24 protein-coding genes and 1 pseudogene are annotated in these 24,481 nt (G+C 55.7%); 10 read left to right on the top strand and 15 right to left on the bottom strand.

The genetic code is table 11. The features are described 5' to 3' along the window. Positions 1-453 (top strand): annotated as a pseudogene (locus tag AD944_RS17055) (hypothetical protein); the annotation flags it as partial. Positions 454-540: 87 nt separating this feature from the next. Beyond that, positions 541-1,914, top strand: coding sequence for an amino acid permease (locus tag AD944_RS05715; RefSeq protein ID WP_045543552.1), 1,374 nt, complete (start codon positions 541-543; stop codon positions 1,912-1,914). On the opposite strand, the gene AD944_RS05720 is transcribed toward AD944_RS05715, so the two are convergent. From AD944_RS05720 to AD944_RS05735, 4 genes are all read right to left on the bottom strand, one after another. Further along, entirely contained in the window at positions 1,900-2,730 is an 831-nt protein-coding gene (locus tag AD944_RS05720) for a class I SAM-dependent methyltransferase (protein ID WP_045543551.1), read from the bottom strand. The genes AD944_RS05715 and AD944_RS05720 overlap by 15 nt on opposite strands. 50 nt (positions 2,731-2,780) lie before the next feature. Then, entirely contained in the window at positions 2,781-3,212 is a 432-nt protein-coding gene (locus AD944_RS05725; RefSeq protein WP_045543550.1) for a cupin domain-containing protein, read from the bottom strand. Then, entirely contained in the window at positions 3,209-3,844 is a 636-nt protein-coding gene (locus AD944_RS05730) for a cupin domain-containing protein (RefSeq protein ID WP_045543549.1), read from the bottom strand. The genes AD944_RS05725 and AD944_RS05730 overlap by 4 nt, the downstream gene beginning before the upstream one ends. Positions 3,845-4,174: 330 nt before the next feature. Beyond that, a complete protein-coding gene (locus tag AD944_RS05735) occupies positions 4,175-4,858 on the bottom strand; it encodes a YoaK family protein (RefSeq protein WP_035381032.1) in 684 nt (227 codons plus the stop codon). A gap of 298 nt (positions 4,859-5,156) precedes the next feature. Here AD944_RS05735 and AD944_RS05740 point away from each other — a divergent pair, with 298 nt between their 5' ends. After that, entirely contained in the window at positions 5,157-5,648 is a 492-nt protein-coding gene (locus AD944_RS05740; RefSeq protein ID WP_045543560.1) for a GlcG/HbpS family heme-binding protein, read from the top strand. Positions 5,649-5,953: 305 nt separating this feature from the next. Here the strand turns inward: AD944_RS05740 and putA are convergent, their stop codons facing one another. Together putA and AD944_RS05750 are read right to left on the bottom strand one after the other, a co-directional pair. Next, positions 5,954-9,610, bottom strand: coding sequence for a bifunctional proline dehydrogenase/L-glutamate gamma-semialdehyde dehydrogenase PutA (gene putA, locus AD944_RS05745; RefSeq protein WP_236709328.1), 3,657 nt, complete (start codon positions 9,608-9,610; stop codon positions 5,954-5,956). 259 nt (positions 9,611-9,869) lie between these two features. After that, on the bottom strand, positions 9,870-10,574 hold the full coding sequence (locus tag AD944_RS05750; protein WP_035381030.1) for a GntR family transcriptional regulator: 705 nt from the start codon (positions 10,572-10,574) through the stop codon (positions 9,870-9,872). A gap of 606 nt (positions 10,575-11,180) precedes the next feature. On the opposite strand from AD944_RS05750, the gene AD944_RS05755 reads away from it, so the two are divergent. Beyond that, a complete protein-coding gene (locus AD944_RS05755; RefSeq protein WP_045543548.1) occupies positions 11,181-11,630 on the top strand; it encodes a DUF2501 domain-containing protein in 450 nt (149 codons plus the stop codon). A 235-nt stretch (positions 11,631-11,865) separates the two neighbouring features. Continuing rightward, positions 11,866-13,791: an acetate--CoA ligase gene (gene acs, locus AD944_RS05760; RefSeq protein WP_082741340.1), complete on the top strand. Its 1,926-nt coding sequence runs from the start codon at positions 11,866-11,868 to the stop codon at positions 13,789-13,791. 97 nt (positions 13,792-13,888) lie between these two features. Here the strand turns inward: acs and AD944_RS05765 are convergent, their stop codons facing one another. Both AD944_RS05765 and AD944_RS05770 read right to left on the bottom strand, forming a co-directional pair. Further along, positions 13,889-14,341: a CHRD domain-containing protein gene (locus tag AD944_RS05765; RefSeq protein ID WP_045543547.1), complete on the bottom strand. Its 453-nt coding sequence runs from the start codon at positions 14,339-14,341 to the stop codon at positions 13,889-13,891. 182 nt (positions 14,342-14,523) lie between these two features. Then, entirely contained in the window at positions 14,524-14,817 is a 294-nt protein-coding gene (locus tag AD944_RS05770; RefSeq protein WP_231551804.1) for a DUF1653 domain-containing protein, read from the bottom strand. On the opposite strand from AD944_RS05770, the gene AD944_RS05775 reads away from it, so the two are divergent. Both AD944_RS05775 and AD944_RS05780 read left to right on the top strand, forming a co-directional pair. Then, complete coding sequence (locus AD944_RS05775; RefSeq protein ID WP_045543546.1) at positions 14,801-15,367, top strand: hypothetical protein; 567 nt, start codon at positions 14,801-14,803, stop codon at positions 15,365-15,367. The genes AD944_RS05770 and AD944_RS05775 overlap by 17 nt on opposite strands. Before the next feature lie 52 nt (positions 15,368-15,419). Continuing rightward, positions 15,420-15,719 (top strand): hypothetical protein, encoded by a 300-nt coding sequence (locus tag AD944_RS05780; protein WP_035381024.1) that lies wholly within the window; start codon positions 15,420-15,422, stop codon positions 15,717-15,719. A 3-nt stretch (positions 15,720-15,722) separates the two neighbouring features. Here the strand turns inward: AD944_RS05780 and AD944_RS05785 are convergent, their stop codons facing one another. From AD944_RS05785 to AD944_RS05795, 3 genes are all read right to left on the bottom strand, one after another. Continuing rightward, positions 15,723-16,568, bottom strand: coding sequence for a class I SAM-dependent methyltransferase (locus tag AD944_RS05785; protein WP_045543545.1), 846 nt, complete (start codon positions 16,566-16,568; stop codon positions 15,723-15,725). Between the two features lie 116 nt (positions 16,569-16,684). Beyond that, positions 16,685-17,626 (bottom strand): SAM-dependent methyltransferase, encoded by a 942-nt coding sequence (locus tag AD944_RS05790; RefSeq protein ID WP_145912938.1) that lies wholly within the window; start codon positions 17,624-17,626, stop codon positions 16,685-16,687. Then, on the bottom strand, positions 17,608-17,994 hold the full coding sequence (locus tag AD944_RS05795) for a DUF423 domain-containing protein (RefSeq protein ID WP_052051412.1): 387 nt from the start codon (positions 17,992-17,994) through the stop codon (positions 17,608-17,610). The genes AD944_RS05790 and AD944_RS05795 overlap by 19 nt, the downstream gene beginning before the upstream one ends. 220 nt (positions 17,995-18,214) lie before the next feature. Between AD944_RS05795 and AD944_RS05800 the strand changes: the two genes are divergently transcribed. From AD944_RS05800 to AD944_RS05810, 3 genes are all read left to right on the top strand, one after another. Beyond that, the gene (locus AD944_RS05800; protein ID WP_035381020.1) at positions 18,215-18,775 is read left to right on the top strand and encodes a cob(I)yrinic acid a,c-diamide adenosyltransferase; all 561 of its coding nucleotides are present in this window, start codon (positions 18,215-18,217) and stop codon (positions 18,773-18,775) included. 420 nt (positions 18,776-19,195) lie between these two features. Beyond that, positions 19,196-19,888, top strand: a complete 693-nt coding sequence (locus tag AD944_RS05805; RefSeq protein ID WP_236709327.1) for a hypothetical protein — start codon at positions 19,196-19,198, stop codon at positions 19,886-19,888. 37 nt (positions 19,889-19,925) lie between these two features. Beyond that, positions 19,926-20,393 (top strand): hypothetical protein, encoded by a 468-nt coding sequence (locus tag AD944_RS05810; RefSeq protein ID WP_035381100.1) that lies wholly within the window; start codon positions 19,926-19,928, stop codon positions 20,391-20,393. 76 nt (positions 20,394-20,469) lie between these two features. Here AD944_RS05810 and AD944_RS05815 read toward each other — a convergent pair whose 3' ends face one another. The 4 genes from AD944_RS05815 to cysQ all read right to left on the bottom strand — a co-directional run bounded on the left by AD944_RS05815 (position 20,470) and on the right by cysQ (position 24,429). After that, complete coding sequence (locus AD944_RS05815) at positions 20,470-21,903, bottom strand: FAD-binding oxidoreductase (RefSeq protein WP_045543543.1); 1,434 nt, start codon at positions 21,901-21,903, stop codon at positions 20,470-20,472. Positions 21,904-22,011: 108 nt separating this feature from the next. Beyond that, a complete protein-coding gene (locus AD944_RS05820; protein WP_045543542.1) occupies positions 22,012-22,548 on the bottom strand; it encodes a hypothetical protein in 537 nt (178 codons plus the stop codon). A gap of 7 nt (positions 22,549-22,555) precedes the next feature. Continuing rightward, entirely contained in the window at positions 22,556-23,536 is a 981-nt protein-coding gene (locus tag AD944_RS05825; RefSeq protein WP_045543541.1) for an L-threonylcarbamoyladenylate synthase, read from the bottom strand. Between the two features lie 122 nt (positions 23,537-23,658). Next, the gene (cysQ, locus tag AD944_RS05830) at positions 23,659-24,429 is read right to left on the bottom strand and encodes a 3'(2'),5'-bisphosphate nucleotidase CysQ (RefSeq protein WP_179946512.1); all 771 of its coding nucleotides are present in this window, start codon (positions 24,427-24,429) and stop codon (positions 23,659-23,661) included. Positions 24,430-24,481 lie beyond the last annotated feature (52 nt).

Below are 24,481 nucleotides of genomic sequence, written 5' to 3' on the forward strand. Positions count from 1 at the left end.
CTGAAAAAATGCCACCGCACAAAATTCTACACAGTCTCCGATGGAAAGCGCTACACCTACGGCGGGTACTGGCCGGGTGAAATTGTGGGGATGTATCTTGCTCCTCTCTCTGATCTGGAAGTGCATCAGCTTGATCTGACGGCGACCCCACCAGTGCATCTGTTCAGCAAAGGGGACAGCCTGAAGCTGGGGCTGCACTATTATGATCTCTCACTACTTTATCCCTCCGGTGTCGGGCTGAAATCAGGAGGGCGTCATATTTCTGACGAACTGGATGCCACGGCAGAATACACACTGAACGCCACTACATCCGCCGCCTTGGCGGGTGGGGTTGCGTTCGCTGGCCCTGCGGGCCGGGCGTTGGCGCATGCAGGTGTACCAGGCGGTTATCCGGTGCCAGATATTGGCCATCATGCAGGAATCATAGAGGCGTATTTTTACAAACACTTCTGAAACGCTTATCTATCCAAGGAAATTACCAAGTCTTTTCCGTTAGGTTAATGATCTACATTGGTAATGAAATGAAAGGATGCCATGCACATGGTTGAACAAGACAGCTCTCCAGCCACAACACCTGCCGCGGGTTTACGGAATCGCCATATCGCGATGATCGCCCTCGGAGGGGTAATTGGTGCGGGGCTGTTTGTCGGGAGCGGGGCTGCCATAGCGGCGACCGGTCCGGCCGTGTTGCTGGCTTTTCTGGTGGTGGGCGCGCTTGTTATTCTGGTTATGCGCATGCTGGGTGAAATGGTGGTGGCCAGCCCCGGCCGTGGTTCCTTCGTTGAATATATTCGCATGTCATGCGGAGACCGCGCGGGTTTTACCGCAGGATGGCTCTACTGGTTTTTCTGGGTGGTGGTGCTGGGGAGTGAGGCCATAGCTGGCGCCCTTGTGATTGAGGACTGGATTAAGCTGCCTGTGTGGGTGCTGGCGATCGGCCTGATTATTGCGCTCAAGCTGATCAATTTTGCCGCCCCCCGTGTGTTTGGGGAATGCGAGTTCTGGCTTTCTCTGGTCAAGGTTGTCAGCATTATCGCCTTTATTCTGATGGCGGGCCTCTATGTTCTGCATCTGTTTGGCCCGGGCACAACGCCGGTGCAGAATTTTCTTGGGCATGGCGGTTTTTTTCCACATGGGTTTGTGGCCGTTCTGTCCATTATTCCCACCATCCTGTTCACCATGATGGGCTCGGAAATTGCAACAGTCGCGGCTGCGGAATCATCTGAGCCCGGCAAGAACGTGGCGCGGGTGACGCGCAGCATCGGCACACGCGTGACCCTGTTCTATCTGGTCTCTGTCGCCATGATCCTGCTGGTGGTGCCATGGACCAGTATTGTGCCCGGTAAATCTCCATTTGTGTCGGCCATGGATGCCATGGGTATTCCCGGCGCAGGTCTTGTTATGCGTATTGTGGTGTTGAGCGCCATTATTTCCTGCCTGAACTCCAGCATGTACATCACATCCCGTATTCTGACCGAACTGGCAGCCAGTGGGGATGCCCCGCCATCTCTGGCGCGGGAATCAACCACGGATGCGCCGCGTCTGGCCATTGTGGTCAGTAGTGTGGCGGGTACAGTGGTGGCGTTCTCCTCCATTCTGGCACCCGACACCATTTTCGCTTTTTTGCTCAGTTGTAGTGGTGGCGTTATTCTGGTGGTGTATTCCATGATCGTGGCTGCCTACATCAAGGCAAGAGAGGCCGCCCAGAAAGCGGGTGAAGCGGATGGTTACAACCTGCCGTTTTTTCCGTATTGCAACTACGTGGCGCTGATTGCTGTGGTGCTGGTGTTTGTAGCCATGCTGCTCAACCCTGCTGAACGGATGACGGCTGTTGCCAGCATTGGCACATCGGTTGTGTGCTATGGGCTCGCTTCTTTTCGCACGGGGCGTCGTGCCAGTTCAGCGGCGCTCTAATGCGCCAGAAGAGCGGGGAGGTTTACGAGCCGTGTAAAGCGCGGTCATGAACCGCCGCTCCACTATCCCCCCAAATTCCTGATCTGCCAGTTTTGCCAACTCATGCAGGATATGGGTCTTTACGGCAGGATCAGCCGCGCTGATTTGCGAGAAGGTTGCGGCCAGCGCACTGATCTGCGCGGTGGTCATTGTGATGTTCCATCGCAGAAAAAATGCTTCCACATCCTGAAATCCTGCGGCGTGAAGGTCGTCCAGACGCGCTGTGCGATTCAGGGCAAACGGGAGTTGGCCCTGTTGCCAACTCCGGCTTTCCCCGAGTTGGGCAAAGAGAGGGCTGGCCTTCAGATGAAACGCATCAGGTTCATTTGGGTCTCCAAACACGTTCCACCACATTGCCCACCATCCTCCCGGTTTGAGAGCGCGATGGACTTTGCGTAAGGCTTCTGCCTGAGGCAGCCAATGGAACGCAGTTGCCGCAATGCCGAGATCATACGTGCCCGCTTCGATGGGTGCATCTTCCCAACTGGCTGGGATTACAGTCAGATGCGGCGCTGTTGGAGCCAGATATTCTGCAAGATACGCACAGAGCCGTGGGTCGGGTTCAATGGCTGTCAGTTCTTCTGGTTGATGGTCCAGCAGAATACGGGTTGCCTGTCCTGTACCGGGCCCGATTTCAAAGATGCGCGCTCCAGCAAAAGGTATGCAGGCCCTCAGGTGATCATAAACGACCGCAGGATAAGGGGGGCGTGCCTCCTGATACGCGGCTGCATTTTCACCAAACGTCGTTCGCCTGTCGCGGAATGATGGGGTTTCCAAAAAATTTGTCCTGTGTGCCAAAGGCTGTTGGGGAGCGCTCTCGTGTTCCTTTATGGTTTTCCTGTTTGCACATAATCGGATGGTTGGAATGGCGGCGCGGTGAGCGCGTAAAAACGCAGCACACTTTGCGGAGCGGCAGCAATTCGGTGGCGGCTTCTTGCAACAAGACGCACAATATCTCCCGCTTTTACCGTGTGGGGCGTGCCTTCAAGCCAGACGGTGCCATGGCCCTCTTTGATGAGAAAAAATTCTTCGGCGGTTTTGTTGTAGCTTTCTGGATAAGAGATGCCGGGTTTGAGCGTAAACAAGGCAATACTCAGCTTTCCCGAAGGAAGGGCAGCATTTTGTCCTACAAGTTCCTGGAGCGTGCTTCCTGCGGAGGGGGTGATTTCTGGGACCTGTGCGGGTGTGAGTGTCTGCGCGCGCGCAATGACACTAGAAAAAGCGGCCAGCGTGATAAGAGTAGAAACCACTGTCTTCATGGGGTGATCGCTTTCTCACGGGTCAAGGCCGTGATCTCTTGGCTGGCAGAAGGATAAAGGCGGGAAAGTTGGGCGCGGTTTCCGGGTTCAAAATCGTTGGGGATAAAACCGGGGGCCATGGTGGTTCCAGCAAAGGCCCAGCCAAGGGGGCCTTCGGGTGCTGACCCTTGCCACACACCTTCCGGTACAACAAAGGCGGGGTTTCCCGCGTTCAATTTCACATGCCTAATGCTGCCATCGGGGTAAAGCAGCAGAAGGTGAATGGTATCGCCTTTATAAAAATGCCAGACCTCAGCTGTTCTCAATCGGTGCAATGCTGAAAATCCACTTCGGGTTTCCAGTAACAGAATGGCTGTGGAAATGGGGTGCGTAACGCCTGCATAACGGGCGGGAAGCGCTGCACCGGGAATGGTTTCCGGTGTTCTTTGTAGTTGAGAAAACCAGCCTCCTTCAACCGGGATAGGCTGCATATGATACTGCATCATCAGGGAGCGTGCTGCCGAAGGCATGGAACCATCTGTGTCCGCCAGCGTGGGGTGAACGGTTCCCAACAGGCAGATCAGGGCAGCGGCACAGACAGGCAGGCCGGATGAGGGCGACGAAAACCACCGCATGGATTTTTTTTCAAACATCTTACCTCACATGCCTGCACGCGCAGGTGGTGCTATGTAGTGTGCGATTGCAGGGGAAGGGCAGGAAGAACTTTGTAAGACATAGTGTGCAAACAAGGTTCTTTTGGTTGAGCCGGGGGAAGTGGTGAAAATTTCCCATGTCATATGCGTCCCCTGCGTCCTTTGTATCGTTACGATACGATTATCATCTCGATACAGAGGAAGCGCAAGCCGCAAGGCAGAGGGCGTGATGTGTGTTGGTGCATTCAGCCAGACAGAGTGATGCAACTAGGTAGGGTAGTCTGAACACTCTTACTGGAGCCCTCAACGGATACCTGTCTCTTTCAGCTTTTAGTGGATGGTCAGGCTGTCCAGATGGATCAGCAGACCATGTTCGCGCAGGTAAAGCAGCGCACCTGCCGAAAGAATGGTGGCTCCAGCAATGGCGATGGAGAGGGATATGCTGTGGCTGGAAACCAGTGTGCCGATAACAGCCCCGACAAACAGGCTGCCAATGGCTGCCAGCCTGCGCCAAGTGCCCGGATTGGAGCCTCCGGCAATGCTGCTGTTGTGGGCCAGACCATGCAGGAGCATGGTTGCGGCCGGCAGGCTCATATCCGCGACCTTCGCGTGGCGGGTGGCAGAGGTCTGCATGCCCATGGCAAAGGCAAGCAGGCCGAGCGTAATATAGGTGCGGCCGGGTGGGTTGGCAGCCCAGACCAGCGCGGTCAGACCTACCAGCAGGCCTACACGCAGCAGAATATCCCCTACTGCATAGCGCACAGTGCGGTCCCGGCGCGTCAGGCGTCCCCCGGTAACGGCCCCCAGCAGATACAGGCCAATCGCTTCAAAGCCGGATAAGACCACGGTTTCCGATGTTGCAATATGCACAGCCATCAGCAGGATGGTGGCGGTCATGTAGCCCGCAAAAATTTTGAGATGCAGCAGGGATACGGCATCAAGCATGCCCATGGCCATGGTTACCAGAATAATGGCGGCAACCAGCCGGGGGTCGTGGCCTGCGCGGGTGGTCATGAAGTCTCCGAAAAACAAATAGCTGAATAAAGAAGGGTGGGGGGTCTCATATCATTTTTTCACGTTTTTGTGTGTTTCTGTTGTCAAGGCTCCTATGGGGCTGTTGCACGGCTTTTGTCGGCCTGAGCGCATAAAAGAAACGGTAGATGAAAAAAGAAGTTTGTCTGCTCTTGATTTTTTGATTTGTGGATATCTCTTCGGCCACACACACCCTTCAGGCTTATGATACCAGTAGGGTGACAAAATCATGGGTCAGAAACGCGCAAATTGTATCGGGTTATGGTCACTCTGTGCTGGCATGGTGGTGGCGGTAGTGTCGCATTCCATAGCCTGTGCACAAAGCCACATTGTTTCCTTGCAAAAGCTGGACTGGTCCACGGCCGAACATCTTGCATCGGAAGCTGTTCGAGTGTGTCAGGCGCAGGGATATTCCGTTACCGCCACCGTTGTGGATACCACGGGGCATCAGCAGGTTGTTATCAAAGGCGATACAGTGCCCTTGCAGTCTCTCTCGGTTTCTTATCGGAAGGCTTATACGGCATATTCCTATGGGCTGGCGTTTAACAAAAATACAACCAGTGAACTGATTGCCGCTAAAGTGACCGGTCCCGCCAATGGGGCATTGAACACCATTCCTGAAGTTTTGTTTGTACCGGGGGGTGTCACAGTGCGTACAGCCTCAGGCAGCACTGTTCTGGGGGGCCTTGGTGTGTCTGGAGCACCGGGTGGAGAGAAGGATGAAGCCTGCGCTCTGGCTGCGGTTAAAAAATTCCAGGCAGAATTCCATTAGAACAAGGCGGTCAAAAGAAAGACGTCTGGCTATCCTACAAAAAAGATAAGCAGGGCTGGAGAGACTGACCATGTGAGACTACACATCTCCAATGATGTGTGTGCGTTTTCTCTCATTCCGTAGTGGCTGTTTCAAAATCTCGGTGGGCCTTCAGTCCTCACTATAAGACAAATGCAGATGTGGCTGTGTTGTGTTTGAAAACAGGTCTGGCAGGAAAAAATTGTTTATCGGCTGCCAGAGGAGAGACTGAGATACAGAAAGGTTTTTTCTGCATCTCAGTTTCTTACTTTTAAGCACTCTCCGCCTTAGCCGAGCGTCATGAGGCTGGCGTTTCCTCCGGCAGCAGTTGTGTTAATGCTGCGGGATTGTTCTTCCAGAACACATTCAGCAGAAGGCAGCTCATTGCCCGTAATCCATGAGGAAGCAATGGGGGCGGTGTTGCTGCCAGCCAAGGCTTGCCGGGCTGCGGCAAAGGCGGCGTCATCACGCTCGCTGAGCACAATGGCGCATGGTTCTGCCGTGGCGCTTGCAACCAGCTTCACTTTGGTGCGGATTGCGTCTGGCAGACTGATATACCAGCTTGAAATGGAGGCATCGGCCAGAATGAGCGCTGTATTCCCGCCGCTGAGCGCCAGAGAGATCTGGTTATACAGCCCTGTTTTGGTGGCAGGGATACATAGCACATTGCCCCGTGGTGTCAGGCTGTAAAGGTTTTTCTCGCCTACCGGGCCGGGTAGCGCTATTTCTCCACCCACCAGAGGTAGCCGGGTAAGAGAGGTGGCTGTTGTGGCTGAAGTGCTTTCTCCTTGGCCCCGCAACCAGTCGGTCCAGGCCGTCATGGCGGCGGGAACGCGGCCACGCACCAGTTGGGGCACGGCAGGAGCCTGCGCCAGTAGCCGGCGCAGGATCAGCGGGCCACCGGCTTTGGGGCCTGTGCCAGAAAGCCCACGCCCACCAAATGGCTGCACACCCACCACTGCACCAATAGTGTTGCGGTTTACGTACAGATTGCCCGCCTCAACATGAGAGAGAACATGCTGTACGGTCGATTCAATGCGTGTGTGCAGGCCAAAGGTCAGGCCGTAACCCGTTGAGTTGATGTCGGCCAAAAGCTGATCCAGCTTGCTGCGGGAATAGCGCAGCACATGCAGCACGGGACCGAACACTTCCGCACCCATTTCTCGCACATTGGCAATTTCAATCAGCGTGGGAGGGACAAAACTGCCATTGGCACAGGCTTCTGGCACATCAAGAGCAAAAACAGGCGCTTTTTTCTGGCGGAAGTGTTCAATATGCTTGGTGATGCCCTCGGCAGCTTCTGCAGTAATCACCGGCCCCACATCGGTTGAAAGCAGGGCAGGGTTGCCCATGCTCAACTCCCGCATGGCACCGCGCAGCATGGTCAGAATGTGGTCAGCGCAGTCTTCCTGCACGCAGAGCAGACGCAGGGCGGAACAGCGCTGGCCTGCGCTATCAAAGGCTGAGGCCACAACATCGGCCACAACCTGCTCGGCCAGTGCGGAAGAATCCACAATCATGGCGTTCTGGCCACCCGTTTCCGCAATCAGTGGTACGGGTTGGCCCGTGTGGGTACGGCGGGTTTCAAGCTGGCGATTGATGGCCTGCGCAACAACGGTGGAGCCGGTGAACATCACGCCGGAGATGCGCTCATCCCCGACCAGTGCTGCGCCAATATCTCCTTCACCGGTCAGCAGTTGCAGTGCGCCAGCAGGCACACCGGCTTCGTGCAGGACACCAACGGCCAGTGCGGCAATCAGGGGCGTTTCTTCTGCCGGTTTGGCCAGCACCACGTTGCCCGCAGCCAGTGCTGCGGCAATCTGGCCGGTGAAAATGGCTAACGGAAAGTTCCAGGGGCTGATACAGACCACACTGCCCAGGGGCACATGGGTGCTATTATCAAATTCCCGGCGAACGGTTGCACCGTAATAGCGGAGGAAGTCTACGGCTTCACGCACTTCCGCAATACCGTTGGGCAGGGATTTTCCTGCTTCACGGGAAAGCAGAGCCAACAGCTCATCCTGCCGGGCTTCCAGAAGGTCAGATGCTTTTTCCAGAATATCCGCCCGTGCAGAAGCTGGTGTTTCTGCCCACGCTTTTTTGGCTTTTTCTGCTGCTGTTACAGCTTTTTTGGCTACCTCCGGCGTTGCCAGCACCACGGAACCCACAACATCCTGACGGTTGGCAGGATTGGTAACAGGCATGGCTGTGCCTTTGGCCTTCTGACCTGTGATGATTGGTGCCGCTTTCCATGTTTCTGGTGCGTTTTTCAAGCCTTCCGCAAGGGAGGCCAGAATCTGATCGTCGGCCAGATCCGTTCCTGCGGAATTGCGGCGTTCTTCACCAAATAGCTCTGCGGGTTTACGGATTTCAGAATGAGATGCGCCGTAAGGTGTAAAGCTATGGGCAGTTTCGAGCGGATCTTCTACCAGAGCGGATACAGGAATGGTTTCATCGCCAATCTGGTTCACAAAGGATGAGTTGGCACCGTTTTCCAGCAGACGACGCACCAGATAGGCCAGTAGGGTTTCATGTGTGCCTACCGGGGCATAAATACGGGCCGGACGGCCAAGTTTGTCCGCCCCCACAACCTGTTTGTAAAGGGGTTCGCCCATGCCATGCAGGCATTGAAATTCGTAAGACCCGATCTCAAACTTTTCACCCGCCAGCGTATAGATGGTGGACAGGGTGCGGGCGTTATGCGTGGCGAACTGCGGGAAGATGACATCTCGCGCATTCAGCAGCTTACGGGCGCAGGCAATGTAGCTGATATCGGTATGGCTTTTACGGGTGTAAACCGGAAAATCAGAAAGTCCGTCAACCTGCGCTTTCTTGATTTCACTGTCCCAGTAAGCGCCTTTAACAAGCCGAACCATCAGCCTGCGGTTGGTGCGGCGTGCAAGGTCAATAAGGAAGTCCAGCACGTATGGGCAGCGTTTGCCGTAAGCCTGCACCACAAAGCCAATGCCGTTCCAGCCTTCCAGGCCGGGGGTCTGACAAAGCGCTTCCAGCAGATCAAGCGAGATATCCAGCCGCTCGCTTTCTTCCGCATCAATATTGATGCCGATATCATAGCTGCGGGCCAGAAGTGTAAGTTCCTGCACCACAGCCAGCAGTTCGGTCATGACCCGTTCGCGCTTGGCGCGGGCGTAGCGCGGGTGCAGGGCGGACAGTTTGATGGAAATGCCCGGGCGTTCATACACATTTGCGCCTTTGGCACTGCGGCCAATGGCATGAATGGCGTTGATGTAATCCTGCCGGTAGCGGTTGGCGTCCTGTGCGGTAAAGGCGGCTTCTCCCAACATGTCATAGGAATAGGAAAAACCGATCTCTTCCAGCTTTGTGCTGTTTTTACGGGCCTGTTCAATGGTTTCGCCCAGCACGAACTGTTCGCCCATCAGGCGCATGGCGGCATCAACGGCTTTGCGGATAACCGGCTTGGTGGCGCGGTTTACAAAGCCCAGCAATGCACTTGCCAGATCTTTCTCGTCCCGCTCGGCCACCAGTCCACCTGTCAGCGCCAGCCCCCATGCCGCCGCATTGGCAAAGAGCGGGCGGCCACGGGAGGCATGGGCCAGCCAATCGCCCTCGCCAATCTTGTCCTGAATCAGGGCGTCTCGTGTGGCAGTGTCAGGAATGCGAAGCAGCGCTTCGGCCAGGCACATCAGAGCCACACCCTCGGTCGAGGAGAGGGAGAATTCCTGTACCAAGGTTTCCACCAAGCCGGGGTTGCGCTCTGCGCGCAGCTTTTCAGCCAGATGGGTAGCTAGAGTGGTGGTGGCGCGGCTTTGTGCTTCGGTAAGCGTTGCGGCCGGGGTAAGAGCGTGCACGCACTCGGCTTCGGGCTTGCGAATAGCCTCAACAATAGCCTTGCGCAGGGGCGTGCGGGAAGAAAACGCGGGGGCGAAAGTGTCATACACTGACATGGGCTTCTGTTCCGGCATGTGGCGAGCCTGCGCTTCCCGTTCTTCAGACTCAGGAAGTTTTGGCTCCATAACGTTTTTCGTCCTTCGCACGATAATATATGATTTGCAAGATCATATATTTTCTATGTGAGCAGCAGGGAGAACGGGGCATCCGAGCGCAGGGCATGGGTAACTGCGCACGGTCTAAAACGGGCGAATTTTGAAAGGAATGATCAGCCTGAGAGAAAGGGGCAGAGCGCATGTGCGCGCTTTGCCAATGTCGGGTAGGGGGTGTTTTTTAGCTGGCTTTGGTGTGCGGTGTTTTGGCGCGGAAGACCTCAACGGAGATGTTGGCCGCTTCCAGAATATGGGTACGGGTCAGGCGTGCAGCCAGATCTGCATCTCGCGTGCGGCAGGCTTCCAGAATAGCCAGATGTTCTTCATCAGTCGTGGCCTTGCGCCCTTCAATCCGAAGGTGGCCCCGGATATAGCGGTCCAGCTTGTTGTGCAGATCATCAATCATTTCCAGCAGACGCGGCTTGCCTGCGGCGGCGTAGATTGCATTATGAAAGGCTCGGTTCAGTGCACCTGATTTTATGGCGCCATCAGGGCCGCTGACACCTTCCACAAAAGCTTCGTAGGCATCTTCTATACGGGCCAGATCCACGCGGGTCATGTTCCGTACGGCCTCGCCTGCCGCCTGTTCTTCCAGCAGGGCGCGGATATGCGAATATTCAAGAATATCCGCTTCATTCATGCCCACCACGGTTGCGCCGCGGTTGGGTAGAAAGGCCACCAACCCTTCAGCTTCCAGATGTTTGAGCGCTTCCCTGACCGGAATGATGCTGACACCAAACCCGTTTGCCAGTTCAGATTGCGGCAGGGCGCGTCCGGCTTCCAATGTGTCATTGAGAATCGCCTTCCGCAGCGCCGCGCAAATGGTTTCAGACGCCGTGCCATGGCCTGCAAATTCCGTTTTGACAAAAAGACTTGCAGGCAACATCCGTGCAGAGCTCCAGAAAATAGATCAGCAACATGCGTCTCCATCATAGAGAGCGTCCATCTGTTATGCCAACCCGTCTCGTCATGGAAACGAAAAGAGGACCGTGGGAGGGCGTGTCATGGGCTGGCAGGAAGACACGTTTGGCAGGGCAGCCGAAGGAGGCACCGGTGTTATCTCTGGTCACTATATCGTGAACAGTCGTTTGATAAGGATTAGGCAGGAGGGAGAGAGGGCCACCGGAAGCCTCCCTGTAGGAAGCGCAGGAGGGAGGCCCGCCACCCTATCATGGAGGGGCATGGGCCCTCGTGTTGATGTGTTTTTATAGTGCAATGAAAACCCGGAAAATGATGGTGAGCACATTACGTTTTCCATAAATCAAGTGCGAAAGGGGAGTGGCTGGTTTGTCTGCCGGGGCGACAAGGCTTTTCGTGAGGCAGGCGTATCGTGCCCGATATCGGCCTGGCGTGAAGAGGAAATAGGGGTGCCTGAACAGAAAAAGCTGAGTGATATCTGAGGTCTGCCATGCTTGAGATGCGCAGAGGGCTGGCTTGATCTTTCTGCGGTTTGCAGGGCAGTTTGGCGCTTATTCCGCTAGGGAGATTCTGAATGAAACTGATTTCCGTACGTGCCCTGTCGGCGCTTGCTGTTACAACAATGCTGGCTGGCGCGCCTGTGTTTGCTCACGCTGCCGATACCCCCGCTCCGGTTTCCAAGGGTGGCGAACAGGCTGAAGCCGGTGGCAAAGGCGCTATCCAGACAGATGCCGATCTGTCTGGTTATGTAGGGTCCATCAATCCGGTTGAAGTGGCCGGGCTGCTGAACTACTGCACCCAGGGCAACTATGTTGACTATGATGATGGCTTCAAGGTGCTGCAGTCTTACAACCAGAAGACCAATGCCGTGCCTGATGGTCAGGAAGGCAACATGTACTACGCCCGTGGCACGGCCGGGCAGCTTCAGGCCAATGGCAAGACCTATTCCATTGCAACGTCCAGCATTTCTGTGCGCCAGAAAACCTGTGCGGCTGTTCTGTCTCGCGCAAAGGCAGCCCTGTAAAAAAGGGCTTTTCAGGTCTTCCCTGCGGGCTGAGGCTTTGTAGGGCGAGGGTTGTTAAAAGGTGGGAAGGTCGGCTGCATAAAGCAGTCGGCCTTTTTTCTTGTTATTATAAACCAAGTTTAATCCGGCCGTATTGGGCGGCATATCTTTCCCTAATCGCGTTAATGTGATGAAACCGTTTCGGACTCGAACATTCGGTCTCAAGTGGTAGAACAATAAGAAAGGGTGGGAGAACGTGTCAGACGCGTTTGCAACCCCCGGTGGCGCAACACTGTCAGCCGGGCAATATGAGGGTATGGTGCAGGAAGCACACACTAACCCGGAAGCTTTCTGGCTTCAGCAGGCGCGCCGCCTGACATGGCAAACCCCGCCCACGCAGGCCTCCCGCTCGGACTTCACGCAGGATGTTCGGATAGAGTGGTATGCTGATGGATTTCTGAATGCTTCAGAAAACTGTCTGGATCGCCATGTGCGCACACAGCCGGAGAAAACGGCCCTGATCTGGGAAGGGCAGGAAGCCGGCCAGCGGGAAGTGTTGTCCTACCGGCACCTGTATGAACGTGTCTGCCGGTTGGCCAATGTTCTGCGCAGGCTGGGTGTTAAAAAAGGGGACTGTGTCGCCATTCATCTGCCTATGGTGGCGGAAGGGATCATCGCCATGCTGGCGTGCGCCCGCGTGGGCGCTGTGCATGTGGTGCTGTTTGGCGGCTTCTCAGCCGAAGGATTGGCCGAGCGTCTGACTGATAGTGCCGCCGTTGTGGTGCTAACGGCCGATGTGGCGCGCCGGGGTGGCAAGCGTATTCCCAGCAAGACGACAATGGATGAGGCCATTGCACGGTGTGGCGCAGCCAGCGCTGTGCGGCATGTGCTTGTGGTGCCTGTTACCGGGGCAGACGTGCCTATGCAGCCCGGGCGCGACCTGCGTTATGCGGAGGAAGTCGCGAAGGAAGCCGCAGACTGTCCGGCAGAGCGCATGAATGCTCTGGACCCACTGTTTCTGCTTTATACCTCTGGCAGCACCGGCCGTCCCAAAGGGTTGGTGCATGGCACGGGCGGCTACCTGACCTGGGCCGCATTTACCCACGCTGTGGTGTTTGACTACAAACCAGACGATATTTTCTGGTGTACAGCGGATGTCAGTTGGATTACCGGCCACACCTATGTGGTGTATGGCCCGTTGGCCAATGGCGCGACCATTATGGTGTATGAAGGTCTGCCGTCATGGCCGGAGCCGGGGCAGTGGTGGGATGTGATTGACCGGAACGGTGTAACTGTCTTTTACACATCGCCCACGGTTGTAAGAGCGGCCATGCGTGAAGATGAAGCCGTTGTGCGGAGCCGTTCCCTCAAAAGCCTGCGGATTCTGGGAACAGTGGGCGAGCCGATCAGCCCGGAGGCATGGCACTGGTTCCATGATGAAGTGGGCAAAGGCCACTGCGCTGTGGTGGATACCTGGTGGCAGACTGAAACCGGCGGCGTGATGATTACGGCTGCGGCCGGATGTGTGGTTCCTCGCCCCGGTGCGGCTGCGCGGCCTTTGCCGGGCGTGGAGGCTGTGCTGCTGGATACGCAGGGCAAGGAAGTAGCAGGTGCGGGCGAAGGGCTTTTGTGCATGGCCCAATCCTGGCCGGGTCAGGCCATGTCCATCTGGGGGGATCATGACCGTTTCCGGCAGACTTACTTTACAACCTGTCCGGGTCATTACTTTACCGGGGACGGCGCACGGCGAGAGGAAGATGGGTATTACTGGATAACCGGCCGTGTGGATGATGTGGTTAATGTATCTGGACACAGGATTGGCACGGCAGAAATTGAAGATGCCATAGCCACAGACCATGAAGTTGTGGAAAGTGCTGCTGTTGGCATCCCTCATGACCTGAAAGGACAGGGGTTAGTGGTATTTGTGGTACCCCGTGAACAGGGTGTTTTTCACCCGTCCGCTGTGAATACCGCTGTAGCCGCAGGCGTAGGGCGCTACGCCGTGCCGGAAAAAATATATGTTGTGCGCGATCTGCCAAAAACTCGTTCAGGCAAGATCGTGCGGCGTCTGCTGCGCAAGATTGCCGCGCATGACCTGGAAGGGCTGGGAGATCTCTCCACGTTGGCCGACCCGGATATTGTGGACGAACTGATTGCAACCGTGAAAGCGCAGGAAAGCTGAGTGTCAGACGTCTTTGCGTTCCGTCAGTCTGGACGGGATATAAAAAAGGGCCTGACATAGCCGTCAGGCCCCTTTTTTCGTGCTTGGTGGTGAGAGATTACTTGCTGCTGGAAGCGCCACCTGCCGGGGTGAGCTGCGCACGCACTTCCCCGTGCGGATGCGCTGCCGTGCCAAGGCTGATGTAAAGCTGACCATTGCGATACTGCTCAATTTCATCCGCGCTTAGCGTAATGGTGCCACTCAGAGGAGACGTGAACGGCCCTTTCAGGGGTTCCACCTTGTCCGCCGTATCCGTCAGAGATTTGGCAGCCAGAAGCTCTGCCGCCACAACGGGACCGGAAAGGTTATTCCACGTAATGGTGTAGCTCAGCAGATTATTGCGCGTTTCAAGCGTTGCACGCACCCCACCCGTGGCTTCTGCGCCCGCAGCTTTTTGAGCGGCAAAATGGCCTTCGGATGAAATGGTTTCAGCGTGAGCCAGAACAGGCGAAATAGCTAGAACACCAGTAAGAAGGGCGGCGCTGAAAGTAATGGTGCGTTTGGAAATCATGTTTCGCTCCTGATAAAAACTATAATGTCGTTACAGGCAATAAAAACGCACCCTTTGAGAAAAGGTTCCCGCCTGAATGCAGCGCATTTTCAGCGCTGTGTTATCTGGGAGCTGATTTGTTGTTTGAACAAAGAAAACAAAGGTTACTTAATGATTTGATTTCGTAACTATTTTGGTCTGTTTTATTCAATAAAGGTAAAGCGTGGTGTGCCGTTTACATGCTCCTGCCACATGCTGAGGGGCCGCACCCAATAGCTGCCCAGCGCTTCACTGCGGTAGGTGACAAGCCATTCTTCAGTCTCGCTGTGGCGTCCGACACAAATAACGGTGTACAGTCCCCCTTTGTAATGTCGGTACAGGCCGGGGCGTGGGTGTTCCGGTGTGGTGGTGTCGATCATATTTTGAGCGTGAGTATTCATGATAAACAGATGTTCCACAGCTTGCGGAGGGATCGCAACCTTGAACCGTTCTTTCATTCTGGGCCATGCCCTTGCAGGGGTATTGTTGCTAGCTGCTCCCTCTCTGGCGCATGCTGCAAAGCGGAGCCACAGCACGGTGCAGAAAGGAGGAGACCCCGTTATCCTGACTCACCAGCCGGGAAGTGGACTGGATGCCGAGGCCCGTAAACTGAATACGGATGATCTGGCAGCCGCGGCCCGGCACCATGAAACCCCTTTGATACTGATTGGCTCTGCCCCGCTTTCTCCCGATGGCAAAAATATTGCGTTGTTTGTGCAGGTACAATCGGCCAGCTTGTGCGGGTCAGCAGGATGCTCAACAGACGTGTATCTGAAGCGTGGCAGCAACTGGACCAAAATTCTGGATTCTGTCAGCGGCCCCATCAGCCTGCTGCCCACCAAGCATGGTGGTATGCGGGATATTATGGTGGATAGTTCCGACCGATGGATCTGGAAAAACGGAACCTATGTGGACACACTGACCGCAACCGACCTTCCGGGCTTTAAAACGTCCATCAAGCGGCATCAGGCGGAAATGCGCAAGAAAGGTCAGACCATACCCCACTAAGCGGGAGGCACGGTGTGTCTGATGACAGTTTATGCTGATTTCAAGGATCTTAATGCGTAAAGAAAAACCCTCTTTGGCTGTATCGGGCAGTTTGAAGCAGACCCTTATTAAAACAGCCAGCACCGTAGCGTTGACGGTGCTGCTTATTGCGCTGCTGCGCGAACTGCTCAGAATCCTGCCGTGGCTTGATCAGGTAACGGGTCTGCATGCGGGGGCCAGTATTTTGCAGACACTGGCTGCTGGGGGCGTGACGCAACAACAGCAGATGATTGCTGCTGGTTTAATGCTATTATGTTTTCTGGTGGCTGTTGTGCTGGTGCGGGTAGGGGAGAAAGTGTTCACCCGTTCCTGAGCTTTATCGCCATGCATGCAGAACGTGTGCACTCGCCTGCCGCTGCTCTGGCCGAGGAATAGTACTGCCAAAATAGGCTGCCAGATCATACCGGTCTCGGTCCGTGATGTGTGTAAAACCTGAGTTGCGGAGCAAGGAGGCTATCTCTTCCGGTTGGAAGCGCGAGTGCCACGGTTCCCCCAGAGCGGCCACGGCGCGTTCCCGTGCCAATGTCTTCTCACGGTCTTGGCCGGTATAATTGGAAACAGGCTCATTGTAATCAAACACCACGTTTGCGTGCGGAAGAGTGCCAATAAAATCTAGCGTGGCAGTGATGGCAGAGCGCGTGAGATAGGGAATCACGCCAAGCCAGATGAAAAAAGCGGGCTGGCTTGAGTCGAATCCTCCTTTTCCCAGTTTCTGGCTAAGGCTTTCCGTTTCAAAATTGACAGCCACATATGTCAGGGATGGGGGAACAGGCAGGCCCAGTTTTCCAATCTGTTCGCGCTTCCATGCCTGCATATGGGGTTCATCAACTTCAAAAACGCGCAGGTCATGAGTTTCAAAAGGGTTTCTGATGCCGAATGTGTCCAGTCCGGCTCCCAGAATAACGGCTTGGCGCATACCGTGTTCAACGGTTTTGTTTAAGGCATCTTCCGCAATGCGCTGGCGGGCGACCACAAAATGGCGCAACCGGATCTTAGCGATTTCCCTTTCAGAAAAAGCAAGAGTTTGCGCGTTTTCTCCCAGAATGGGCAAGGCAAGAGGGTCTGAAAACAGGCGGCCTTGTTCGTGTATCTGGTGCAGGGCGCGTTGTCGCGCCACATGGAGCGCGGTGGTGCTGGGGCAGGGAGCCTGAAGCAAGGGCATGAGCCACCATGTTTTTCTGGTGATGAAATAGTCTCCAAGTCTACGTCATAATGCGTTCTGCCAGCCGTGCAACGTGAACAGGGGAGCGTTTCACGTGGGTGCAGGATGAGCGGACATCAGGCCGCAGGTTTGGTCCAGAAAAATGTCAGCTCATGTTTATTCTGTGCCAGATGTGCGAGGCTGCCCCCGGGAATGGCTTCAAAAGCGGCAACAGTTTCGTGGTCTGTTTCGCCCTGAAATTTCACTGTCAGTACAAGGTGCTTGGCACGGCCCGCGTTAATCCAGCGGGTTGCGAGAGCCAGAAGCCGCTTTGGATAAGCAATAATATCTGAAAATACCCAGTCTGCTTCAGGCATCTCCTCAGGTTCCAGCCCAAAGGCGCTGCCTTGCTGAAAGGTAACGGTGGGCATGGCCGCTACACGCGGGTCTAGTGGTGCGCGGTCAATGGCAGTTACGTTTGCACCAAGCATGGCAATGGCCCATGTCCAACCGCCTGGGGTAGCGCCAAGGTCAAAACAGGTTTCACCCGGCTGAGGCCACTGGCCAAGGCGTGTACAGGCTTCCCACAATTTCAGATAGGCACGGGAAGGCGGCCCGATGCGGTCTTCTATAAAATGTGGCGTACCATTTACAAAAGGGCTGCTTTTGCGGGCGGAAAACAGAAGCGTATTGGCATCCAGCAGCGTCCATGCACCTAATGGGCTTGTGGGCGGTGCTGTGGGGAAGGTGATTGGTGCGGCTTTTACAGGGGGAAGCCGTTCTTCTATCAACGCTGCACGCCGGAAGCAGTCTGCTGCGTAAAGGCTCCAGTTGCGCTGACGAGCACGGAGAATTTCCGATGCGTTGCGAATGGAGGTGATGGACACACGTTCCGGCTCCTGCCATATATCCAGCGCCCAAGGCGAAAAAACAGATGGCTGGGCAGAAAGAGCCAGTTGACCGTGCCAGCGGTCAATTGTCACCCCACGACGCGCCAGATCCTGCTCCAGAACAGTTTCAAGTCCTTCTGGTGCAAGCCATGCACCATGAATGATCTGGGTCATGCGCGTAATGCCCATCCAAGAGCCAGACAAAGCCATGACAGGATAAGAATACTGCCTCCGGTAGGAGCAATGTGGGCTGCGTGATGGCCGGAAAAAGCGGTATAATAAACGCCGCCACAAAACAACACTGTGCCAAGCAGTAAGCCACATCCGCCAATGGCCAGTAAGCGGGTTGGTTTTGGGGTTGCGGTCAGGCCAAGCGCTAGCAGCGCAAGCGCGTGCCACATCTGCATTTCCATGGCACCGTGCGCCATGGCGCGTCCTCCCACGCCAAAGCGCGCGTCAGGCATGTGGGCGATCAGCGCCCCCATTATGGTGCCGGTACCAGCAAACAGTGCGCCACAGATGCGCCACACACGGGGGATAACAGGAGAAAATAGCATGATAGGTTTTCTATAAGCATATCGTGCGCGGTCGGAAACAGAAAAACCGATCTGGCGGCATTTGGTTTTGCGCGAACCGTTTTATCTTTTTAAAGAGACAGGCAAATAGCTGCGGCATAAGGCGAGAGAAGCAGTTTTGATGCCGCGTAGCGCAATGCACGCTGCGGGGCGCAGTCAGGTAGATGTGTCAAACCGGCTTCACCAATCAAGGGCAGAATACATGAGCATACGAATAGATACCGTTGTTACGCGCGGTGGAGATGCCGGACAAACCTCGTTAGGTGATGGTCAGCGTGTTTCCAAAAGTAGCGCGCGGATTGAAGCCATGGGCTGTCTGGATGAACTGAATGCTGTTGTCGGTCTGTTACAGACACAGACCAAGGCGGGGTGTGTTGTTCGTCAGGAATTGCAGCGGGTGCAGAATCTGCTTTTTGATATGGGAGCGGATTTGTGTCAGCCAGATGGTCCTAAAACCGAAAAGGCACGACGAGTAACCGGACAGGTCGTTGTGCATCTTGAGGGCTGGATTGAGCAGTTGCGGCAGAAACAGGCCCCGCTGACCAGTTTTGTTTTGCCGGGAGGCAGTGTTGCCGCAGCATGGGCGCATCTGGCGCGAACGCAGGTCCGCACAACGGAAAGGCGCGTGGTGGCGCTGGCCCAGCAGGAAACTGTGAATCCTGAACTTTTAAAAATTCTTAATAGACTTTCTGATTATTTCTTCGTTCTGGCGCGTCATTTTAATGCGGACGGTCAGGACGATATTCTCTGGACGCCTGGTTAAGGTTGGCTATTCATTCTTATTGTGAATATTAAATGAAAATTAATAGTATCTGAAGAATGCAGCTCAAGTTTGGTTCATTCCTTTTGTAATGACGCAAAAGTAATGGAATGTGATCTTAGGGTATGGCGCATATGATCTGAGCGCAGGTGGAAAAGTTTTTTCTTGTGTTCTGACGGTGTTGGAAATAGCAATTAGATGTGTTAGAGCAACTTTGGAAAGAAAAGATTCTGCCAGCGTAAAAAAGTGCAGAATGTTTCTTCGCCACTATATCCCATGTAGCCTGTTGGGTTTTTATCTGCCCGCCAAAGGCAAAAAGAGTAGCTTATGATTTTTCCTGATATTTTCAGACTTGTTCTGGAAGCATCGTGTATGTGGAAAACTCAGGTAACTGTTTGCAGAGTCAGGAAAGTATAAAGCAGAGTGACTTCCGAATTCATGAAGACACCGTCCTTTTTATCAACGCCCGTGGCTGAAAAAAGTCAGGACGAAGCATTTGAGGAAGCATCCCTCCGTAACGCTTTGGAGCGGTTGGGGTCTTCTTCCCGTCCGCGGCCGCAACAAACCGCACGGCCTTCTGCCGAAGCTGCGCAGGGCAAACGTCGTCGTTTTGTAAAAGATGGTGATGTACAGGTCGAGAAACATTCTCTGGCTCGTACCAAACCCCGCACGCTAGCCATGCCGGGCAAGATGTCAACGTCACGCGCGTTGCACTTCACCGATGAAGAAAATGGTGAAGTTTCCAAACTACGCCGCCAGCTTGCAGAGGAAAAACTGAGAGCTGAAGAAGCAGAACAGCAGGTAGAAGCGTTGCAGAACGCACAGAAGAGCATGGAAACCCGTCAGGTTCATGCTGATCTGATGGTGCGTGAACTGAAAGAAAAGCTGCAACAGCGTGAAGCTGAACTGGCGGAGCACGCGCGGGAGTTGCGTAGCGTCCAGCGTGAGATTGCTGCGTTGGAAGAAGAGAAAGAAGAACTGCGCAAGAAAGCGGAAGCACGCCCACGTGGTCGCCCACGCACGCGTCCGGTGGAAGAGTACGCCATGGCGGATGAAGTGCGGGAAGAGGAACTGGATGTGGAAGAGCCTCAGCCCGTGAAATGGTGGAAAGACTAACTAACATTTCGCCATATTTTGGCTTAGGGTGCGGGGTATGAAAAATGCTTCCGTAACCCCCGCTCTTGTCTTCTTGATAGCCGATGCTGCGGTTGGGGTAGCCTTTGTGTTGCTGCCCCCCTTGGTTATGGGTTTTCTATTGTTGCTGAAGGATGTGTTCGGCGTGCTTGTGCTGCCGTTCACCTTCCTGTTCGGTCTGGCCGGATGGTCGTCCGATATGTCATCACTTGATAGCGTGATGGGAGGGTTGACGCCTAACGTCCTGCGTCATCCCTTCCGTGCCATTTCAGCCGCTATCATGATCGCTGTTGGCGGCCTGTGCTCTGTGCTTGCATGCGGTAGCCCGCGTGCTGCCGTGGTTGAGCGGCGCATAGCCCCGCTCTTTACCCTTGGTGCCGTGGTGCTGATGGGGCCGGAACTGGGGCTGATCATGTTGCCAGCGTTTCTACTGCAACTGGCAGCTCTGCGGCGTCCGGAAATGGATTTCTTTTCCCGTAACAAGTAACCCGCTCTTCTCACCCGTTATGTCTTGAGCAGAAGCCCCCTGAAGCCGGTGAAACAGGCTTCAGGAGGGTTCTTTCTTAATGTGCCGGAAAGATCTTGCCGGGGTTCATCAGGTTCTTCGGGTCCAACGCCAGCTTGATCTTGCGCATGGTTTCAAGCTCCGCGCCACCGCGCCAAGACGGCATCATGTAGGTTTTCAACTGTCCCACACCGTGCTCGGCCGAGAACGAACCGCCGAGTTTGCGCACAATTTCCGCTACCGTATCCATTATGGCGTGATCCTGCGCGAGAAAGGCTTTGGGGTCTGCTCCTTCTGGCTGCACCAGATTGAAATGGATGTTGCCATCTCCAATATGCCCAAAAGGCGCAACCCTTATGCCCGGGATCAGGGTTTCACAGGCCTTTGTGGCGTCTTCAAGAAACGCGGGAATGGCCGCAAGCGGCACAGACACGTCATTTTTAACGGAAGCGCCAGCTCGTTTCTGGGCTTCTGCATGTTCTTCGCGAATCATCCAGATATTCTGGCGCTGGGTTTCGCTTTCCGCCAGAACGGCATCTGTTACCAGTCCGTCTTCCAGCGCCTGCCCCAGCACATCTTCCATCAGGGTGCGCAGGCTTTCATCTTCGCGCGGGCTGGCCAGTTCCACCAAGGCATAAGCTGGCGCGGGCTCTGATAGGGGGAGTGGGCAGCTTTCAATCAGGCTGTTCACCAGTGCCATGCTGGTGCCAGACATATATTCAAAAGCCTGAATGGCCGCAGGGTCCTGCTTGCGGAAGGCCGCGAATAAAGCTAGAGCGCTCTTGGCATCGGCCACAGCACATAGCGCTGTCTCACGCGAGCGGGGGCGGGGCTGAAGCTGGATAACGGCGGTCGTGATAAGCCCTAGCGTTCCTTCTGACCCGACCAGCAACTGCCGTAAGGCATAACCTGTATTGTCCTTGCGCAGTTTGCGCATCAGATTCAGCACGGACCCATCCGGCAGCACTGCCTCCAGCCCCAGGGCCAGTTCACGGGCATTGCCATAGCGCACGGTATTGTTGCCGCCGGCATTGGTGGCCAGAATGCCGCCAATGTCGGCTGACCCTTCTGAGGAAATGGAAAGAGGCAGCAACAGGTCTTCCGCCAAAGCGGCATCCTGTGCAGCCTTGAGCGTAACACCCGCTTCCACCGTCATGGTCAGATCAGCATGGTCAATGTTCAGAATGCGCGTCATACGGGTGGTGGAGACCACCACTGCCTTGCCGCTTTCATCTGGTGTGGCGCCGCCTACCATGCTGGTGTTACCGCCCTGAGGCACCATAGGCACGTTGTGCTCGGCGCATAAAGCAACGGCTTTTGCACACTCTTCGGTGGTGGCAGGCCGCAGCACGGCGGCACAATGACCATGATACAGCATCCGCCAGTCCGTGCAGAAGGAAGCGGTGTCGCTTGCATCGGTCAGGAAACCGGCAGGCCCCAACAGGTTTGCAAGGGCATCGTGCAGGGTAGGGGGCAGAGACGTATCAGGCATAGGCAGACCTTGTGTGGAAACAGGACCCAACGAAAGGGGGGCGGAAAAGGCTCAGTACTGTAAAATCAGATGATGTATGGCATTGGAAAAGCGCTACAGCATATTTTCTCAGTAAAGATAACGTGCATTGTCCGCAGCATTGCAGACGGTGTGTTGAAAGAGGTGGAATACTTCCGTCCCGGCAATACCGCTCAGTAACCCGGCTGCCACGGCCATGAAGATAATCATCAAGCGGGGATAGCGAGCATCGGTTTGCGCCTGCGAGAGCAATGCGAGGGTTTCCGCTCTGGCCTGCTGTGTCAGATAGAGTTGAGATTTCAGGGTCTCGTTCTGTGCGCGGGCTGAACGCAGATCCCGATCCAGCTTGTTGATGCTTTCCGCCATCTGCCGCAACTGAGCGCGGTGCTCATCCATAGGTGTAGTGGTGCGGGAGGCTCGGCTGCTGCGGGTGGTGGTGCGGGCCTGAGATGGATCAGGCGCTATGGCCTGAAACAGATTTTTCAGTGCCCCACCAGTCATGTTGTTGCGCCGCGCGCGGTTCTTGATAGCTTCCAGAGCAGTGGCGGACTGGCCGGGCTGATCCTCCAGCACCAGCGCCAGAATATCAGAGAGAATTTTGAGTTCTTTGGGGTCAAATGTGCTCATGGATGGCTCAAAGTGCTGGCCGAGGTGCTGCAGCGCGGCGCAGACGGTCCTGAATGGCAAGGCCCAGACCATGCGCAGGCACAGGCTGTACAGCTATCCCCGTCAGGCCCAGTACGGCTCCTTGTTTGTCTAGATATCGTAAGCCGGAAAAGAGGCGCGCTGCTGCTTCTTCCAGATTGCCTGCCTGGCTGAGGTTCCAGCCGGCTCCAGCTCCGGCAAGAGGGGTTGGCCCAAACGCCAGCAATCCTTCCGTGGGGCTGACAGAAAGTGCGTTCAGGCGCACCGGCAGGGCAGGCGCGTAATGGGAGAGCATTCGGCCGGGAGAAGCGGGCGCAGTCTCGGTCTCGCTTTCCGGGTAGGCGAGGGGACCGCAAATTTCTTCCAGAGCTTCGGCGGGAATCCCACCGGGGCGCAGCAGTATTGGGCTGCCTTCTGCCGTGAGGTCAAGGACCGTACTTTCCAACCCTACCTGACACGGGCCACTGTCCAGCACGGCATCAATCCGGCCTTCCAGTTCTTCTAGAACATGGCTGGCATCAGAGGGGCTGATACGGCCGGAGCGGTTGGCAGACGGTGCGGCAACAGGACGCCCAACAGCCCGCAATAAGGCCTGTATGCTCTCTCCTTTAGGCACCCGCACAGCAAGGGACTCCAGCCCGTCAGCCGCAAGATCAGACACTGTGCTGGTAGAGGCGCGGGGGAGAACCAGGGTAAGAGGCCCCGGCCAGAAGGCATGAGCCAGCCTGCGCGCCAGAGGGGTGGCCACAACCTGCTCAAATGCAGCTTCCGCCGTGGCGAAATGGCTGATGAGCGGATTGAAGCGGGGTCGGTTCTTGGCCTCGAAAATACGGGCGACGGCTGCTGGCTGTGTGGCATCCCCACCAAGGCCGTAAACGGTCTCGGTTCCAAACGCCACAAGCCCTCCGTCCCGCAGAATGCGGGCGGCGGTTTCAAGGCCGGAAGGTGTGGCGGCAAGGCGCAGGGTCATGCAGGTCCGTCTAACGCTCTCAAGTCCCCTAAAGGCTGGGGAGCTTATCTTTTAACAGAGTTCAGGCTTTTCTGGCGTGTAAGGGGAAAGCCGTAGCGCCAGAGGCCCGATGAAGGAGGAAACTACAGCGTTCCGGTACAGAGGAAAGGCGGATTTTTCCAGTCCGGCTTGCCATAAAGTAGAGGGGAGCCATCCAACTGGGTGATATGCCCGCCGGCGGCTTCTACAATAGCTTGGGGTGCTGCGGTATCCCATTCCATGGTCGGGCCGAGGCGGGGGTAAAAATCCACAGTCCCTTCGGCCACACGGGCAAATTTCACAGCGGAGCCGATATTCCCGATAGAAGCAATGCGGCGCTCACCCAGATAGGCGGCCAGCCGAGGGTCATCCGCATAATGCCGTGATGCCAGAACACTCAGGCCTTCTGCGGGTGGCGTACGGGTATGGATACGGTGTGTGCCCGTGCGGTCCTTGCGTTCCGCAGGCGCGTTGATGCCGCCGGTATAAAGCTGATGGTAAGCGGGCAGGGCCATGGCGCCCAGCACGGCGCGCCCATCACGCACCAACCCGATATTGACGGTAAAATCATCCCGTCCGGCCGCAAATTCCCGCGTGCCATCCAGCGGGTCCACCAGCCAGTAGGAAGGGGATACCGCCCCCCGCAGGCCGGATGCCACTTCTTCTTCCGCAATGACGGGAATATCCGGCACGGCAGAGCGCAATCCTTTGAGGATATGGGCTTCCGCTGCGTGGTCGGCTTCGGTCACGGGCGAGGCATCTGTTTTGGTCAGTGTCTCAAACCCGCGGGCGCGGATGGTGCGGATAATCTCCGCGGCTTCTTCCGCCAGACGGGCGGCCAGAGCCAGAAGGTCTGCATCTGTGTGGCTGGTCATGGCCCGCACCATACGCCAAGTGGAGAAGTCCGTCATGCCCCAGAGACTCTGA

The sequence above is a fragment of the Acetobacter tropicalis genome, from assembly GCF_001580915.1.
Classification (GTDB): domain Bacteria; phylum Pseudomonadota; class Alphaproteobacteria; order Acetobacterales; family Acetobacteraceae; genus Acetobacter; species Acetobacter tropicalis.

Excerpts from the sequence above, each read along its gene's own strand:
- AD944_RS05715 (WP_045543552.1), top strand. The coding sequence starts at position 541 with ATGGTTGAACAAGACAGCTCTCCAGCCACAACACCTGCCGCGGGTTTA.
- AD944_RS05725 (WP_045543550.1), bottom strand. The coding sequence starts at position 3,212 with ATGAAGACAGTGGTTTCTACTCTTATCACGCTGGCCGCTTTTTCTAGT.
- AD944_RS05730 (WP_045543549.1), bottom strand. The coding sequence starts at position 3,844 with ATGTTTGAAAAAAAATCCATGCGGTGGTTTTCGTCGCCCTCATCCGGC.
- AD944_RS05735 (WP_035381032.1), bottom strand. The coding sequence starts at position 4,858 with ATGACCACCCGCGCAGGCCACGACCCCCGGCTGGTTGCCGCCATTATT.
- AD944_RS05740 (WP_045543560.1), top strand. The coding sequence starts at position 5,157 with ATGGTGGTGGCGGTAGTGTCGCATTCCATAGCCTGTGCACAAAGCCAC.
- putA (WP_236709328.1), bottom strand. The coding sequence starts at position 9,610 with ATGCCGGAACAGAAGCCCATGTCAGTGTATGACACTTTCGCCCCCGCG.
- AD944_RS05750 (WP_035381030.1), bottom strand. The coding sequence starts at position 10,574 with ATGTTGCCTGCAAGTCTTTTTGTCAAAACGGAATTTGCAGGCCATGGC.
- AD944_RS05755 (WP_045543548.1), top strand. The coding sequence starts at position 11,181 with ATGAAACTGATTTCCGTACGTGCCCTGTCGGCGCTTGCTGTTACAACA.
- AD944_RS05765 (WP_045543547.1), bottom strand. The coding sequence starts at position 14,341 with ATGATTTCCAAACGCACCATTACTTTCAGCGCCGCCCTTCTTACTGGT.
- AD944_RS05770 (WP_231551804.1), bottom strand. The coding sequence starts at position 14,817 with ATGAAAGAACGGTTCAAGGTTGCGATCCCTCCGCAAGCTGTGGAACAT.
- AD944_RS05780 (WP_035381024.1), top strand. The coding sequence starts at position 15,420 with ATGCGTAAAGAAAAACCCTCTTTGGCTGTATCGGGCAGTTTGAAGCAG.
- AD944_RS05785 (WP_045543545.1), bottom strand. The coding sequence starts at position 16,568 with ATGCCCTTGCTTCAGGCTCCCTGCCCCAGCACCACCGCGCTCCATGTG.
- AD944_RS05790 (WP_145912938.1), bottom strand. The coding sequence starts at position 17,626 with ATGGGCATTACGCGCATGACCCAGATCATTCATGGTGCATGGCTTGCA.
- AD944_RS05795 (WP_052051412.1), bottom strand. The coding sequence starts at position 17,994 with ATGCTATTTTCTCCTGTTATCCCCCGTGTGTGGCGCATCTGTGGCGCA.
- AD944_RS05800 (WP_035381020.1), top strand. The coding sequence starts at position 18,215 with ATGAGCATACGAATAGATACCGTTGTTACGCGCGGTGGAGATGCCGGA.
- AD944_RS05810 (WP_035381100.1), top strand. The coding sequence starts at position 19,926 with ATGAAAAATGCTTCCGTAACCCCCGCTCTTGTCTTCTTGATAGCCGAT.
- AD944_RS05815 (WP_045543543.1), bottom strand. The coding sequence starts at position 21,903 with ATGCCTGATACGTCTCTGCCCCCTACCCTGCACGATGCCCTTGCAAAC.
- AD944_RS05820 (WP_045543542.1), bottom strand. The coding sequence starts at position 22,548 with ATGAGCACATTTGACCCCAAAGAACTCAAAATTCTCTCTGATATTCTG.
- AD944_RS05825 (WP_045543541.1), bottom strand. The coding sequence starts at position 23,536 with ATGACCCTGCGCCTTGCCGCCACACCTTCCGGCCTTGAAACCGCCGCC.
- cysQ (WP_179946512.1), bottom strand. The coding sequence starts at position 24,429 with ATGACCAGCCACACAGATGCAGACCTTCTGGCTCTGGCCGCCCGTCTG.